This is a genomic window from Paenibacillus sp. M2, from assembly GCF_046713495.1.
GTDB classification, from domain to species: domain Bacteria; phylum Bacillota; class Bacilli; order Paenibacillales; family Paenibacillaceae; genus Paenibacillus; species Paenibacillus amylolyticus_B.
Map to the genome: position 1 here is coordinate 3,545,934 of NZ_CP169648.1, position 15,667 is coordinate 3,561,600.

The following is a 15,667-nucleotide window of genomic DNA, read 5'->3' on the forward strand; positions in this document are numbered from 1 at the left end:
AGAAAGTGGGTGTGCGAACCATTGTTCACTGAAGATCCGAATAAAATATTTACAGCTTATCGCATCATCGGAACGAAATGGACGATCCATATTTTATGTGCTCTGTCTCAAGGCCCGAAGAGATTTGGTGAAATATTTGATAGCATTCCTTCCATTTCCGAAATGATCCTCTCCAGACGTTTAAAGGGTCTTCAACATGATCATTTGGTCAAAAGAACAATACGGACAGGTCCTACACAAATTATTTATGAACTTACGCCAAAAGGAGCTGCTCTTGCGACATTCATACCCTGTCTAATAGACTGGGATACCAAATTTCAAAATGATACCACCGGGAGGAATAAAGATGATTATTGAGGTCAGTGATTCAGCATCGGACAAAATCGTTGAGATCTTATCAAGTGCGGATATACAAAATGCCTTCCTTAGAGTAGGCGTTGATGAAGGGGGATGCAGTGGTTTATCTTATACCCTTATCGTGGATGAACAGCAGGCAGAAGAAGACATTGTGTTAAATAAAAAACAATTTAGGATATTGGTGCACGCGAAAAGTATTCCATATATTGATGGTCTTGAGATTGACTATGAAGAGAGCGGAATGTTAGGCGGATTCACCATGAATAATCCAAATGCCAAAGTTTCGTGTGGATGCGGGGCCAGTTTCAGAATGGCCAATTATCGTGGCGAAGTGAAAAAATGTGATTAATGAAAGAAGGAGTGCAAAGCAATGATCTCATTTGTAATATCTGAACAAGCAATCGATTCATTTAAGAATGAATGGGAATTGGAAGAAGACCAATATGTAAGGATTTATGCAAAATATGTTGGAGGAGGCTCCGATGCTTTTACCATTGGCATAAATGCGAGTGCTACACCGGTCGATCCCGCATTGGTTCAATCCATCGGAGGATTTCATTTCTTTGTTGAAAAAACAGATGCCTGGATCCTGGAGGATGAACTTCTCCAAATTGACTGTAATGAAAATGGCATATTTTCAAGCAAAATCTCCTATTGAACATGGGAACCCTATTCTAGACCATAATCTTACTTTTTAAACATTTAACTTTACAAAGTATAACACTTCATGTATATTCAGGAAGTAAAAGGTTTATTTTACCATAATATCCATCGAATTATGGAGGTGTAGAAGACAAATAACAATCAGATTGGGATTTTTGATGCTCAGTACAGGGCGCCTACAATTGGGATTATGCTGGTTCTGGCAACCGTAGCTTTTGAAGGACTGGCTATCACAACGATTGCTGCGAAGATGGCACAAAGTTTAGAGGGCATTCATTTATATGGTTGGATCTTCAGCGCATTTTTGTTATCTCAGCTTATTGGAACTTTGGTTATGGGTCAGCAGATTGACAAGCGCGGTGTTTTTACATCCATGCTGATATCTTTTAGTGTTTTTGTGTTAGGAACGGTGGTCTCCGCTATTTCTTTCGATATGCACATGCTTATTGCCGGAAGAGCCCTTCAAGGTTTTGGAGCGGGAGCCCTGATCACATGCGTTTATACCTGTGTGACGTTACATTATCCAGATACACTTCGTACTCAAATCCTGGCCGCATTCTCCATGGCATTTGTCCTGCCTACCTTAATCGGACCTTATGCAGCAGGCCTTATAGCTTCTCACATCTCGTGGCGATATGTTTTCTGGATCGTTTTACCCTTGATTGGAATAGCGCTCAGTCTCACATTCCGTTCTTTCCGTAATTTGCAGCTTCAGCAAGATCTGTCAGGTCCGCCCCGAACAACCGACTCAAAGATTATGTATGCGATTCTGCTTGCCGTTGGAACGGGACTGTTACTCACAGGACTTGGTATGATAACCGATTGGAAAGGTATAGTACTCACTTTGGCTGGATTAGTCATCATGATCACACCAATGCGTAAATTGCTGCCTGTGGGCACTTTTTCGGTAAAAAAAGGATTGCCTGCTACTCTGGTTTCGAGAGGGCTATATGTTGCTTGTTATTTTACAACGGAAAGTTTTGTGATCTTGGCACTAACCGAAGTGAAGGGGTTATCAGCCGACCTTGCTGGCCTCATTGTAGCAGCAGGTTCTCTGAGCTGGTCCGCCGCAGCGTGGTTGCAAGCCAAGCTTGATGCACGAGATCAAGGTCGTGCCCGAAAGGGCAGGGTCATGACGGGCATTGGAATTATGATTGTTGGAACTGCACTTGTGATCCTGGCTCTTATTTTGACGGACGGCGGGATTATACTCATCCTTCTCTCACAAATGATTACAGGGTTCGGTGTTGGATTGGCCAACCCTACAACGGCAGCCATTGCTTTACAACATGCCTTGCCCAGGAAAGAGGGAGAAATGTCCGCCAATCTGCAATTTGTGGATTCCTTCTATATGGGAGTAAGCATTGGAGTTGGTGGCGCTCTGATTGCCTTGTCCGAAACGTTACAGTGGGGCATATCTACAGGTGTTTTGATCGTGTTAACTCTGCAATTACTATGGGTCTTGTTAAGTTTCTTAGCATCACTACGAATTACCAAACTCGTTCATCAAGAACATCATCCAATCAACCAAGTGAAGGATAACATCTCCATGTAACGGATGACGACCGCGTCGTTAAATACATCATGAAGAACGGGGGGACTAATTGCATTGGGAGGTGGGTAAGATGGCACGTGTATTAGTGGTCATTACTCCAGCTGAAGGACATGTGAATCCGTCGTTAGGATTAGTTACTCAGTTGATAGACAATGGTGAGGAAGTCATCTATGTGTGTACGGAGGAGTACCGTTCCCGAATTGAACAAACCGGTGCCCAGATCATTACCTATCCGTTTCCACAAGATGCCTTCTCTCATGATCCGGTGTTGAAACCCCAAGAATACAAGCATTCTTATCAGTTCATTTATATGATGGTAAGCGGTATTATCCGGAGGATCATCCCCAATGTGCTACAGGTGATCGAGGGTCAAAAGTTCGATTATATGATCTTTGATTCCCTGATGGGATGGGGAGGGACTATTCTTGCAGAAAAACTGGGAATTCCTGCGGTGTGCTCGATTGCGTCCTTTGCCTTTGTGGAGCCTCTGGGATCTAACTCAGTTCTAAATGAGACGGAGACGAAGGAGCTTTATGAGGCTACGATGAAGATCACAACGGAGTTAGCCGAAGAGTTTCAAGTGAGTATTCCAGCCATGGAAGAGATTCCGGCACATGCAGGTCAGTTAAAGCTCGTGTACACCAGCCGTTATTTTCAGCCGCAGGCAGAAAAGCTGGATGATCGTTTTATTTTCACGGGTCCTTCGATCATAACACGTCAAGATGCTCCAACCTTCTCGTTTGAGTTGCTTCGTGAACGGTACCCGCAAACCGTGTACATTGCTATGGGTACGATCTTGAATAAAAACTTGGATTTCTATCAGCTTTGCTTTGAAGCGTTAGGGGATCTACCCGTGAATGTTGTTTTATCTTCAGGAAAGTACACGGACATGACGCCGCTGGCGGATCAAGTTCCTCCTAATTTTATCGTCAAGCCATACATTGCCCAGTTGGACATGTTGCAGCATGCCGATGTTTTTATTACACATGCTGGGATGAACAGCACAAGTGAGGCGTTATATTACAACGTTCCGATGGTGATGATTCCATTAACATCGGATCAGCCTCTTGTCGCCAATCGGGTACAGGAGTTGGGCGCGGGTATTACTTTAAATAAACATAACCTCAGTGCAACTAATTTGAGAGAGGCATTAACAGAAGTGCTACACAATTCACTTTATAGACGGCAGGCTTACCTCATTGGTGAATCTTTAAGGCAGGCTGGCGGTTACAAGCGAGCTGCCGAAATGATCATGAGTCATATGGGTTCAGGCCGGGGAAGTTACACAACTTAATGGTTTTCCATTCAAAGTCGCTTAATAAGCGGCTTTTTTTGGTTTTAATAACCTAAAGACTTGACCTACAGTTAACTCTATGACTTATACTCGATTAGGCTTGCAAATTATATGAGGAATTGGAGATTTTATTTATTATGGCAAAGAGCACGAATTGGAATGTTTTTGGACTGGCAGTACTACTAGGTTTATTTTCTACATTAGGTCCATTTACGATTGATATGTATTTACCGGCTTTTCCGGAGATTGCACAAAATATGAATACAACGGCATCACTTGTACAATTTAGCCTTACTGCTTGTTTATTAGGACTGGGTGTAGGACAACTTGTTATGGGTCCTTTGAGTGACGCGTACGGTAGACGTAGACCATTATTGATCTGCATGGCAGCTTATATTATTTGTTCCTTGGCATGTGCTTTTGCTCCGAATATCGGACTATTGATTTTGTTTCGTTTCACGCAAGGATTTGCCGCATCAGCTGGAATTGTCATTTCCCGTGCGATAGCTAGAGATCTGTATAGTGGACATGAACTCACTAAATTTTTCTCTTTGCTGTTGCTTGTAGGGAATTTGGGGCCTCTGGCAGCACCGATTGCGGGAAGTGGGGTTCTTTCCTTCACAACATGGATTGGCGTATTTATCTGCCTTTCATTCTTGGGGATTTTCTTATTAATCATGACAAAGTGGAGCTTAAAAGAAACACACCCCGTGGAAAGACGTATGGTTCCTGACTTCAAACAGCAATTGGGAAATTACAGAATGCTTCTGCGTGACCGCAAGTTTGTTGGTTACATGCTGGCACAGGGAATCATGACGGCAGGGGTCTTTGCTTATGTGGCGGGAACACCATTTATTTACCAAAATATATATGGAGTTACACCCACGGTATTTGCTATATTGTTTGCTTCGAACGGCATCAGCTTGATCATCGGATCTCAAATCGTGGGTCGATTGGCCAAACGTATCCCTGAGCAGACGCTGCTATTATCGGGACTATGGCTTGCTATAATAGCAAGTGTGGCAGCGTTGGTCGTAACCCTGGCTCATGGTCCACTTTTCGCGTTGGTGATTCCATTGTTCTTCTTCGTATGCTCGATCGGCATTACGTCTACAGCGGCATTCCCGCTTGCCATGGAGAGTCAAGCCAAGATGGCCGGAAGTGCAGCAGCACTGCTCGGCGTTGTGCCTTTTCTTCTGGGTGCACTGGTTGCTCCTCTGGTCGGTATCGCGGGTGAGGACACTGCCGTCCCGTTAGGACTCACTTTATTAATGACCAGTATCATTGCGATTGTTACTTATTTCCTACTCGTTAAAAACGTCCCGCAGCATACACCTAATCATGTCCAGTCTAATGCTGACTTTTAGTATAGAAGGAACAGCTCGCCAAGCATTGGCGTGAGACATGAATGAATATGAATCCATTACAAGTCGCTGTAATAGCGGCTTTTTTGGTTTTTCTTACTGAACGCCAGCCTGAATTCAGGTAAGACATTGTAAGAAAATGGAGAGACTGGGGAGGAGGGGCTGCTCACTGCTTCATTTGATATAAGCTTAATCTCTCTTGTACAGCATTCAGGACTTCTTTCGGAATCTCCTTCACCTTGATATCTTCTCCTAGAAAAAGCAACCAATTGGTGACTTCGGTTAATTCTTCTGAGTTATGAACATTCATAAATGACTTTAGTTGGGCCGTAGTCTGGTATGGATTTGTATAGGCAATTGAAAATTTTAAAGGATGGTATTTTTTGAATTGCGCAATTGCCTTTGGACCAAGTTCCAGGACAAGGTTGAAAACTTCTTCCTGCGTATTTCGTTTTAGTTGCTCTACAATCTTTTTTGTACTCCGTCTTTTTTTCGCCGGGTATGCTTCGACATGGATGAGGTTGTCAACGGATACGATTCGTCTTTTTTCCTCCTCCAAGTCAAAACCTTCAATGATCCAATGGCCTTTTTGATGATGAAGGTGCAAGAGAACGATGGGATAGGACTTTGTTTTCTTCTCTTCTTGGACAGTAACTAACAAATAACGTTCTATAAGAAGAATTTGGATGAGTTTTTCCAAAGTAGGGTGAGGCAGGTCTGACAGATCAAGCAAGTCTGGATTATGGGGATTGGTCCCTTCAAAAAGCAATATTTGATTCAAATGCACAAGGTCATCTTGCTGATTTTCTGAGATAAGGCCTAATAATTTTTCAGCCAAAGATTGACGACTCTTCAGATAAGGAAGCTGTTGATTTCTTGTCGCCATAAAGGCAATGAATAACGCTTTGATTTCATTATCGGTAAACCGAACCGTGGGAAGGAGCGAGTTGTTCATGACAAAATAACCTCCGTCCCGCCCAACTTCAGCGACAAGTGGCATTCCCATGGCTTCAATTTCTCTGATATCTCGAATGGCTGTTGAACGAGAAATTTTAAATTCTCGCATGATTTCAGAGATGGTAAAGTGTGCACGGTTATTGATATACCGCGTGATGATATTTATGCGTTCAACTTTCTTCATTGGCCCCCCTAAACAGTATCATATTCTGACATGATTTAAGGTTATTATAAACCTATCAAGTGAAAACACAAATCAATTGAAAATTTAAAGAGGACGGTGTAAACCATGAGTAATTATCATTTCGAAGAAAAAGACAGCTTTATCGTTTTAGGTATTGGAACAGAACTTAAAAGCGACTACACAGACTATGCTGGTATCAGCAAGGAGAAGGCGGATTTTTGGTCCACTGTGAAAGAGGATGGAAGCCTAGACACATTAAAGTCCCTAGCTACTAATGACTATATTTTCGCTGTAAACGAAGCAGTCAATAACAAGATGATGCATTATGCTGGGGTCATGACAGAAGAATCTCTGCCAGAAGCAACAAGAGTGATCCAATTCCCTAAGGGAGAATACCTGGTTGTGAAGGGCGAAGCAGAGACGGCAGATGCACTCAGTAATATGCTTACTGGCACTGCCTTTGGTCAAGCCCTCCCCACAGAAAAGGATTATGCCTATGTTGGCGGTCCGAATACAACGGTTGAAATGGGACAGAAAAACGGTTTGGTATATGGTGAAATGTGGATTCCTGTTGTAAGGAATGGATAAGACGTGGAGATCTGAAGACTTTTGAGTTGAATATGAAGGATAAAGCTCTCTTCCAAATGGAAGAGAGCTTTCCCAATTGCACGACAGCATGTTATTAATTTAAAACGCCACTTCCGACTATTGTAACCTTTACTTCCGGGTGAAAACGGACTTGGGCATATTGTTTATTCCAGTCCAGGCTTTTCCACAATTCCGGGTAATGGGCAATTAAATGTCTGCCAATACCGAAGGAATCACAGCCGCTTTGCTGAAGTGTCTTGATAATTTGTTCTGCGTCCTGAGTCATGTCATCGGATAACTTGCGGTTCAGACGTTCAATTGTGTCTTTTTCCTGAAGATGATTCATTGCATACTCAACGATCGTTACTGGAAGTTCGATACGGAGGTTTACATCAATTTGGCTATCACTTGCCACCTTTACCGCAAGTTTGCGCTTAATTTGTGCGATATTTGCTTCATAAGTGACATAGTTCCTCGGGTTGTTGGAAGGCCCTGGGTGGACCTTTTTGACAAAACGCGCTGCTTTATTCCATTTCCCACTCATAATAATGTATAGAGGAGCCTGTTCGGTAGTAAGACTGCCACTGAACCTTTGCCCATGAAACAAGGCAATTCCCCGAGCATCAATTTCCTCTCCATCCTTATATAGATAAGGCAGTGTAAAATCCTGTCCCGGATCCAGCATGGGAGGGAGAAGGGTCTCTAACGTCATTTCCGGAAAAATACATAATTCCTCCAGACTCTTAATTTTTTTCGTAATAAAATCACCAATCAATATGCTGCCAACTTTTTTTTGGTGTAACAGATCTCCGGCATCGCCATCCACAATTGCAATCTTCACATGTGAGGTTGGGTAATCGGGTTCCCGATATAAGACGTCCAGGTAGGGGTAGATATCATTTTGTGCGAGTTTGTTGCCGTATAAGATCATCCCATATTTGAAAAACCGGATATCACCAGTCACTTTAGCCCGAATTCTATCTGTACTTTGACGGACGGATCTCCCGGTGCCTGAGTGGACTTCATTACCGCTGCTCCCTTGTTGACTCTCAGAATCATCGACAATTTCAAGCGTCTGTTTAATTTCACCCTCTGAGGTGATGTCAAACGCCGAAGCATTAGCCAATCTTGCATCTTTTAAACTATCCTGATCCCAGCATCCCGTCATCACCATGAGCAGGAACAGGAGGACAAGGATTTTTCCTCGTTTACTCATATCATCTTCTCTTTTCGTTTCATTATATAAGATAGGACCAACAGGAGCAGAGGCAGGATCATGAGAAAAAAGTATGCCGATCTGTTGGCAATCGTACTAATTAACTCCAGTTTTTCCTTCTGTTGTGGCAGATAGGCAATTATGCAAGAAGCAAGAACGACATAAGGCACCGCTTTTTTATGGTGTTTTAGTTTGAAGAGATAACTTATACCATAGGATGCCGTATAGTAATAGCCACATATGGCCCCGAAAATGGAAATTAACCAGATAGGGAGGAACAGGAAATCGGCCCGATCCATTGTTCCGAGTGGGATAGAGCGGAGCAGATATATGACCGGTTCAGGCATTAAGTCAAGTTGCTGGGGGCTGAACGCCGTTGAACAAATGAACACGGTGAATGCATACAACACTACGACTACAGCACTTGCTGAAGCAACAGACTTGAGTTTGCCCCCGCTGCTACCTTCAACCATAGGAAACACAACGAGAAAAAACTCGAATCCGAACATAGCCATTAATGTTTCGGTTGATCCACTAATAATATTGGGCCATCCCGCCTCGGTTAAAGGCAAAAGATATAACAGATTGATTTCCTTGAGTCCATAACTGATCAATACCATCATGGGCAAGACCAAAAAGGAGATGAGTACCAGTACTCGGGCAATGATTCGTAATTTTTGCCGAACCAAATAGATACTGCTGAACAAGAAGAGGGCTAATATAGCCCATCGAGGCGTATCCTGCAGCATCCAACGGTTAATCACACCGTAAGCGTTCACCAGAACAGAAGTGCCCATTAATAGGAAATATCCAACGTAGGCAATGATCAGCAACTTGCCAATCCATTTACCCGTAATCAGCGTTACAATATGATAAATGGACGAACTCGGGAATCTTCGCATCAAAAGCCAGCACAACAGTATGACAAGTTGGATCAGGAACCCTCCAAGGAAAACAGAGATCCACCCACCTCCTTTAGAGATAAGGTGCATACGGTAAGGGAGGGACAGAATATCTACACCAATTTCAAATTTCAAAATGAGCAAGAATAATTGTCCCCGAGTGATTGTTGTTTCCTTATTCACGTTTTTTCCCACTCCTATAGAACTTCTGCTGATTCAGCCGCTGCGGGCGGGCATCATGAGGACGCTCGCGAAGCGCCCAGATGGGAAATCGAATCCATACATCCTTCATGTCAGCTAATCGGAATGGGGCCACTGGAGCAAAATAAGGCGATCCGAAGTTTTCCATCTTACAGAGGTGAATGGTTAGAATCACCAGACCAAATGCGATGCCGATATATCCAAAAAGCGCCGCTCCAATCATCATTGGAAAGCGGAGAATACGTACTGCCGAACTCATCTCATGCGAAGGCACCAAAAACGACGAGATAGCGGTTAGTGAAACCACAATAATCATTGTATAGGACACAAGCCCCGCACGAACGATAGCATCTCCGATAACCAAACCGCCAACGATGCCGATGGTCTGGCCCACTCGGCTGGGAAGTCGGACCCCGGCTTCTCTTAACACTTCAAAGATCAGTTCAAGCAACATTGCCTCTACAAGTGCAGGAAAGGGGATGTTCTGCAATGATTTCTTGATTGTGTGTGCCAGCTCGATTGGTAAAATGGCGGAGTGAAAAGAGATGGTTGCAATATAAACAGCAGGTAATGTAAAAGCAATGACAAAACTCATCATGCGAATTAACCGTAAAAAGGAACTGACAATCCAGCGACCATGATAATCATCCGGACTTTGATAAAAAGCAAAAAACGTAACTGGAGCAATAAGAGCTGACGGACTTCCTTCGGCAAGTATGGCGACGCGTCCTTCCATCAAGTTGGCAATAACCCGGTCAGGTCTTTCTGTAATGAGCTGCTGAGGAAACAGAGAGAAAGGGTTATCCTCCACAAACTCTTCAATAAAGCCTGGTGCGAGCACCATATCTGAAGATATGGATGTGATTCGCTCTTTAACTTCGTTCACCAACTCCGGATTGGCTAAGTCCTGAAGGTATACAACTGCAATTTTGGTATGTGTCTTCTCGCCAACGTTAAAATATCGAACGATTAGGGATGGACTGATAATTTGTCTGCGGATCAGATTCAAATTAACCGAAAGCTGTTCAACGAATCCATTGTGTGGCCCTCGAATAACGCCTTCGTTTTCCGGTTCGGTTGTGCTTCGGACATACATTTTCTCGGTAGAAAGAATGTAAAACTCCGGGTGCCCATCGATTATGTAAAGACATTTCCCTTGAATAAGTGAGTCTATTCCACGTTGCAGATCCGTATCTTTTCGACTTTCTAACGTGGTGAACGATGGGTAGATTTCAGAGTGAGCTTGGCCATTCAGTGCTGTTAAGACATGTGTTTGAATGATCTCCTGATCCACAAGTGAATCGATATAGAGAAGCACACTCTGTACACCATTAAGTAGAAGCTGTTGTTGTTTCAAATCGTCTGTACAGTAGAGGGACTGTTCCACATAAGAAATATTCATTTTTAATTCAGAGAATGCCTGATTGGTTGGGGTCATTGATCCACCTCTTTATAAAATGCGACATGGATTATCTTGTGCAAAATCAAGACTATTATTCAATAGTTGCTTTTTATTCAAAGAACTTATAACCAAACATTGAAAAAATAGTTGTACTAAAATCCATAATTTACAATTCAATTAGAAACTTTTTCCTAAATCTAGCGTCTAATATTATGACTTTTTGAGGGGTTATAAATTACTAGAGAGTAGAAGGAGCCAAAGACAACACATGAATATGAAGAAGAAATTATCCATTTTTACCGCTTTAGCCGTTTTTCAAGCATTTGCAGTTGGTTCTGTGAATGCGCAATCAGCACCACAAGGTGACACCGCGTCAGTAAACACGGCCAATGTAGAATCAGTTGAGGTGTTAAAGCAAGAGCAGCCAATTGCAGAGCGTGAAGTGAAGACGGAGAGCAATAACAAATCGATCAATACTCCGCCCACTGAAGCCAAGGACACTCAAACCTCGACCGGTACTGAGGCAACACCTAAAACAGATAGCGAGAAACCTGCATTGGATGGGGAAGAGACCACTACAAACGAAACGGGTACGAAACCTGTAGTTCAAGAGGAAGCCCCTGAGGGGGAAACGCCAGCTACACCTGCTCAAATAGAGCAACCATCCATTGATGGGACGTCTCCTGTAGCAGCAGGTGGGAATCTGACGTTGTACATGAATAGCAACAAAATGGAGCAGGATGGAAAAACGTATCTTGCTGGCCAGCCAATGGCTGTAAAAAACGGTGTATCCTATGTTGCCATCCGTGCGTTGGTTGACCGTGTGGGATACGGCGTCAAATATGATAACAAAACCAAGGAAACCATCATTATTAGTGGTGAGGATGAACTCCGATTCAAGACGAACAGCAAGGACTATACCGTCAATGGAGAGACAAGAACGATGAAAGGCCCTGCATATCAGCAAAAAAGTACATTCATGGTGCCGTTAACTTCCATTACTCAAGCTCTGAACATCACTTATAAAGTGAATCAGTCGGCTAAAACGGTTGTGTTGAATCTTAATACAAAACCTGTTGCAAGCTTTACCATTTCCCAAAAGGAAATCTTTGCAGGAGATCAAGTGGACTACGTGACTTCTTCCAGTTCACCTAATGGACTGGATATCGTTGACGAACGCTGGACTGGTCGCCAGGATTCATTTGATCAAGCAGGTACATATACGATTTCATATGAAGTACAGGATTCCAATGGTCAATGGAGCGATCCGTATTCAATTACCATTGAAGTATTGAGTCCTAATCTTCCTCCTGTAGCCATGTTCGCCACGGATAAAGAAGAATATAAAATGGGCGAAAAAATAACATACACGGACCAAAGCACAGATGATGAAAATAATATTGTCAAAGCCGTATGGGAGAACAATTCACTTGCTTTCTTTGAACCGGGTCCCAAAACGGTGACACTTACGGTTACTGACAATCACGGCGCTACGAACACGTACTCCAAAGTCATTACCATAACCAATGAGACCTTATATTCATTTACCGACTTCAATTTACTCTTCACGCCGGTAGGACAGAAGTTTACCTTTAACGGCGGCGAAGTGACTACGATGGAGAAAGTGCCTTATACGTACATGGATGAGCCCAGTTTGCTAATCCGCAGTAACAGTCCGGAAACCGTAAATACGGAAGGCATCGTATATAAAGAATCATCTTCGGGGCAGACCCGGTTCATGATTCACCACGTCAACAATACAGGCAAAAGAGTAAAAATGTATGTGATTGCAACCAATAACAACCCGAATCCGGCAGTTTTCGAACAACAAAATATGGGATTTGCGGGACCTACACCGTATGCTACTGTAGCCGGGAAATTGTCTATTGATAAATGGTTCAAGTCAATTCAGACTGGAGCGGATCAAAAGAAAGAGTACCTTCAACCTGGGGAAAGCAAATTGATTTTGACAGAACTTAATAAAACGCCGATGAAAGAAGGACAAGTCATCTCTCTCTATTCGGATGCATATAGTGATTATTCCTTGGACTATAACGTTATCCTGGTGGAAGAAAATAAAGATCCGTTCGAAGCGTTGCCATTGCTTCCCGTGCTTGATCGTGACGGCGTGCACAACCGGGGTACGTACCCGAACGCGACTCGCATCATAAAGTACGATGAGCACGTGGGACTCAAACCGGCCCGTCTGCCACTTGGTGACAATTCAAGCGATCCCAATCTGGTAGGAACAGATCCGATGGCTTACACAGACGCATCCAATGCGGGTAATTTCGGCGTATTGTACAAAATCACACTGACCAATGTTGCACCGCGTACGCTTATCTCCTTTAACCCTCGTGGAGGGAAGTACTCCGGAGTAGCGCTGGTGAACAACCAGTTGGTATCGATTGCCGAAGGCAACGTTGCCGTTGCCAATTCAAGTGAACAAAGCGTTCTTTACCGCACCGGATCAATTGGAGAGAGCGTAACGATTCTGTTCTCAGCCGCGCCAGGAAGCAACCTGCCGGTCAATCTGCTCTTCACACCGCTCCCATCGGAGAAGTAAGGTAGTTGTCTCTTATAACGAATGGTTTGAGTGGCGCGTTAACCAGCGAAAGAAAAGACTCCATATGGGGTCTTTTCTTTTCACAACTTATTTCTACTAAGGAGGAATCAAATTCCGATGAATGTAGTCGTCAAGTTGATACGTGAATTCAAAGAGCGCGACACCCGGCGTTTGTTGAAAGATTACCGAGACAGAGTGGAGCTTATAAGGAAACGGAATTTGGAAACTTGGGACGATCAGCGCCTGCAAGCGGAATCCCTTCGGCTGCAAGAAGAAGCAAGATCAGGCACATCTTTGGATGAACTACTTGTTGATGCTTATGCTTTAGTCTGCGAAGTTGCGAAGAGAACACTCCGATTACAGCCTTACGATGTGCAGATTATGGCTGCTATTGCTTTACACGAAAGATTTTTGATCGAGCAGCATACCGGTGAAGGAAAAACACTCTCTGCTGTTATGCCTGCTTATCTCAACGCGTTGACCGGTGAAGGCGTTCATATACTCACATTTAACGACTACTTGGCAAATCGAGATGCAGCGTGGATGGGCCCGATCTATCGCTTCCTCGGGTTAACCGTAAGCTCGGTTCAAGCGGGCATGAGCCTGTTCGAGAAAAGGGAAGCTTACGCCAAGGATATAACCTATGTTACGGCTAAAGAAGCAGGGTTTGATTATTTGCGTGACACAATAGCATTCAATGAAGCGGATACCGTACACCGTCCTTTCCACTACGTCGTCGTAGACGAAGCGGATTCGCTGCTTCTTGATGAAGCGCGGGTGCCACTTGTCATTAGTGGCGATTCGAGTGCTTCCAAAAGTGACGGCGTTCTTTTCGCAGAAGTGGCCCGGCAGCTGCAGCCAGGAGAGCATTACGATTTTGACGAGTTCCAGCGGAACGTTTACTTGAATGAAGAGGGTGCTGCGAAAGCGGAGATGCTGCTGGGATGCGGCAATTTGTACGATAGCGATAACAGTCATTGGTTAACGTCATTGAATTGTGCGCTGCATGTGGAATCATTATTAAAAAAAGACGTCGATTACATCGTTCGGGATGGTGGAATTGAACTAATCGAAGAACATACTGGCCGTGTGGCCGAGAACAGGTATTTGCCGGACGGGCTGCAAGCTGCGCTGGTGGCGAAAGAAGGATTGCAGTGGAAGGCCGGCGGGAGAATTCTCGGCACGATCACGATTCAACATTTCATTAGCCTGTATTCGGGAATCTGCGGAATGACGGCTACGGCGCACGCTTCAGCACTGGAATTCGAGGATATCTATGCGTTGCAGGTCGTTCAAATTCCACCGAACCAGCCAAACATACGGATCGACCACAAGCACCGAATATACACCCATAAGGAAGCCAAATATAAGGCACTTGTACAAGAGATCTCCTCCGTTCATAGGGTGGGACGTCCCATTCTTATTGGTACGTCTAGCGTTGAGGAGTCTGATATGCTGGCGGAGGCGCTTGCCGCTGCTGACGTACCTTGCCAGGTTCTGAATGCAAAAAATGATGCGAGAGAAGCCGAAATCATCGCTAAAGCGGGAGAAATAGGCGCGGTAACGGTATCTACGAATATGGCAGGGCGCGGCGTCGACATTCGTCTTGGCGGCGGTAATCCTGCTCAGGCAGAAGTGGTTGCCAAGCTGGGCGGATTATACGTAATAGGTACACATGTGAATGAAAGCATGCGAATAGATAACCAGCTGCGCGGGCGTTCTGGCCGCCAAGGTGACCCGGGAGCTTCCGTATTTTATATAAGCCTGGAAGACGAGTTGATGCTTCGCTTCGGCATTCATAGACTGTTTCGCGCTACCAGACAGGACGAGGCTCTTGATGATCCGGCGCTACGCAGCAAAATCGAGCATATTCAGCGCGTGATCATAGGCCAAAACTTCGATATTCAGCGGGAATTGAACGGTTATTCGGATATGGTGGAGGATCAGAGGCGAATCCTATACGAAGAAAGGCTCGGAATATTGAAAGGCGAGAGACCAATGAGCCCATCGGAGCAGCGGGTACGGCTTTTTTATATGGATGAGTTCTGGGCTGACCATCTGGCATACGTATCTTACATTCGCGAAAGCATCCATCTCGAGAGTATTACCAGTCGCAACCCGATCGATGAGTTTCATACGCAAATTACCCAAGCATTTGAGAAAATTCCGGCTAAAATAGATCATGAGTCGGCGAATATGCTTGGAAAACTTGGAGGTTCAAATGATCCGGCCAAATGGGAACAGTTCGGTCTAAAGAGTCCTATTTCGACTCGGACTTATATGATCAACGATCAATACAGTCAAGATAAGCGCAGCTCATGGACCGGAACGACGGTATTTGCTTTTTGGGGCAGTAAAATTTTGAAGCTGTTACTGTGGCCGGTATATAGGTTGTCAAAATATTGATGGGAGCGTGAC

Annotated in this window: 13 protein-coding genes; 9 read left to right on the plus strand and 4 right to left on the minus strand. The window is 44.2% G+C overall.

Features of this window, described 5'->3' with window-relative positions; translation table 11 throughout:
* Positions 1-21: 21 nt before the first annotated feature.
* The 6 genes from ACETMN_RS16090 to ACETMN_RS16115 all read left to right on the plus strand — a co-directional run bounded on the left by ACETMN_RS16090 (position 22) and on the right by ACETMN_RS16115 (position 5,236).
* Positions 22-357 (plus strand): winged helix-turn-helix transcriptional regulator, encoded by a 336-nt coding sequence (locus tag ACETMN_RS16090; protein ID WP_179198612.1) that lies wholly within the window; start codon positions 22-24, stop codon positions 355-357.
* Positions 347-706 carry a HesB/IscA family protein gene (locus tag ACETMN_RS16095; RefSeq protein ID WP_091018913.1) on the plus strand — a complete coding sequence of 120 codons (360 nt, stop codon included), beginning with the start codon at positions 347-349 and terminating at the stop codon, positions 704-706. The genes ACETMN_RS16090 and ACETMN_RS16095 overlap by 11 nt, the downstream gene beginning before the upstream one ends.
* 21 nt (positions 707-727) lie before the next feature.
* Complete coding sequence (locus ACETMN_RS16100) at positions 728-1,015, plus strand: HesB/YadR/YfhF family protein (RefSeq protein WP_091018911.1); 288 nt, start codon at positions 728-730, stop codon at positions 1,013-1,015.
* A 195-nt stretch (positions 1,016-1,210) separates the two neighbouring features.
* The gene (locus ACETMN_RS16105; protein ID WP_091018909.1) at positions 1,211-2,575 is read left to right on the plus strand and encodes an MFS transporter; all 1,365 of its coding nucleotides are present in this window, start codon (positions 1,211-1,213) and stop codon (positions 2,573-2,575) included.
* A gap of 70 nt (positions 2,576-2,645) precedes the next feature.
* On the plus strand, positions 2,646-3,869 hold the full coding sequence (locus ACETMN_RS16110; RefSeq protein ID WP_091018907.1) for a macrolide family glycosyltransferase: 1,224 nt from the start codon (positions 2,646-2,648) through the stop codon (positions 3,867-3,869).
* 137 nt (positions 3,870-4,006) lie between these two features.
* Positions 4,007-5,236: a multidrug effflux MFS transporter gene (locus tag ACETMN_RS16115; RefSeq protein ID WP_091018905.1), complete on the plus strand. Its 1,230-nt coding sequence runs from the start codon at positions 4,007-4,009 to the stop codon at positions 5,234-5,236.
* A gap of 163 nt (positions 5,237-5,399) precedes the next feature.
* On the opposite strand, the gene ACETMN_RS16120 is transcribed toward ACETMN_RS16115, so the two are convergent.
* The gene (locus tag ACETMN_RS16120; protein ID WP_091018903.1) at positions 5,400-6,374 is read right to left on the minus strand and encodes a helix-turn-helix transcriptional regulator; all 975 of its coding nucleotides are present in this window, start codon (positions 6,372-6,374) and stop codon (positions 5,400-5,402) included.
* Between the two features lie 105 nt (positions 6,375-6,479).
* Here ACETMN_RS16120 and ACETMN_RS16125 point away from each other — a divergent pair, with 105 nt between their 5' ends.
* Positions 6,480-6,962, plus strand: coding sequence for a GyrI-like domain-containing protein (locus ACETMN_RS16125; protein WP_091018894.1), 483 nt, complete (start codon positions 6,480-6,482; stop codon positions 6,960-6,962).
* A gap of 94 nt (positions 6,963-7,056) precedes the next feature.
* Here the strand turns inward: ACETMN_RS16125 and ACETMN_RS16130 are convergent, their stop codons facing one another.
* From ACETMN_RS16130 to ACETMN_RS16140, 3 genes are read right to left on the minus strand one after another with little or no spacing between them, the layout of a single operon-like run.
* On the minus strand, positions 7,057-8,178 hold the full coding sequence (locus ACETMN_RS16130; RefSeq protein ID WP_091018892.1) for a Ger(x)C family spore germination protein: 1,122 nt from the start codon (positions 8,176-8,178) through the stop codon (positions 7,057-7,059).
* Positions 8,175-9,263, minus strand: coding sequence for an endospore germination permease (locus tag ACETMN_RS16135; RefSeq protein ID WP_091018891.1), 1,089 nt, complete (start codon positions 9,261-9,263; stop codon positions 8,175-8,177). The genes ACETMN_RS16130 and ACETMN_RS16135 overlap by 4 nt, the downstream gene beginning before the upstream one ends.
* Positions 9,256-10,719, minus strand: a complete 1,464-nt coding sequence (locus tag ACETMN_RS16140) for a spore germination protein (RefSeq protein WP_076327538.1) — start codon at positions 10,717-10,719, stop codon at positions 9,256-9,258. The genes ACETMN_RS16135 and ACETMN_RS16140 overlap by 8 nt, the downstream gene beginning before the upstream one ends.
* Positions 10,720-10,951: 232 nt before the next feature.
* Between ACETMN_RS16140 and ACETMN_RS16145 the strand changes: the two genes are divergently transcribed.
* On the plus strand, positions 10,952-13,249 hold the full coding sequence (locus ACETMN_RS16145) for a copper amine oxidase N-terminal domain-containing protein (RefSeq protein WP_091018889.1): 2,298 nt from the start codon (positions 10,952-10,954) through the stop codon (positions 13,247-13,249).
* 117 nt (positions 13,250-13,366) lie between these two features.
* A complete protein-coding gene (locus ACETMN_RS16150; protein WP_411736364.1) occupies positions 13,367-15,655 on the plus strand; it encodes a DEAD/DEAH box helicase in 2,289 nt (762 codons plus the stop codon).
* The last annotated feature ends 12 nt before the right edge of the window (positions 15,656-15,667 follow it).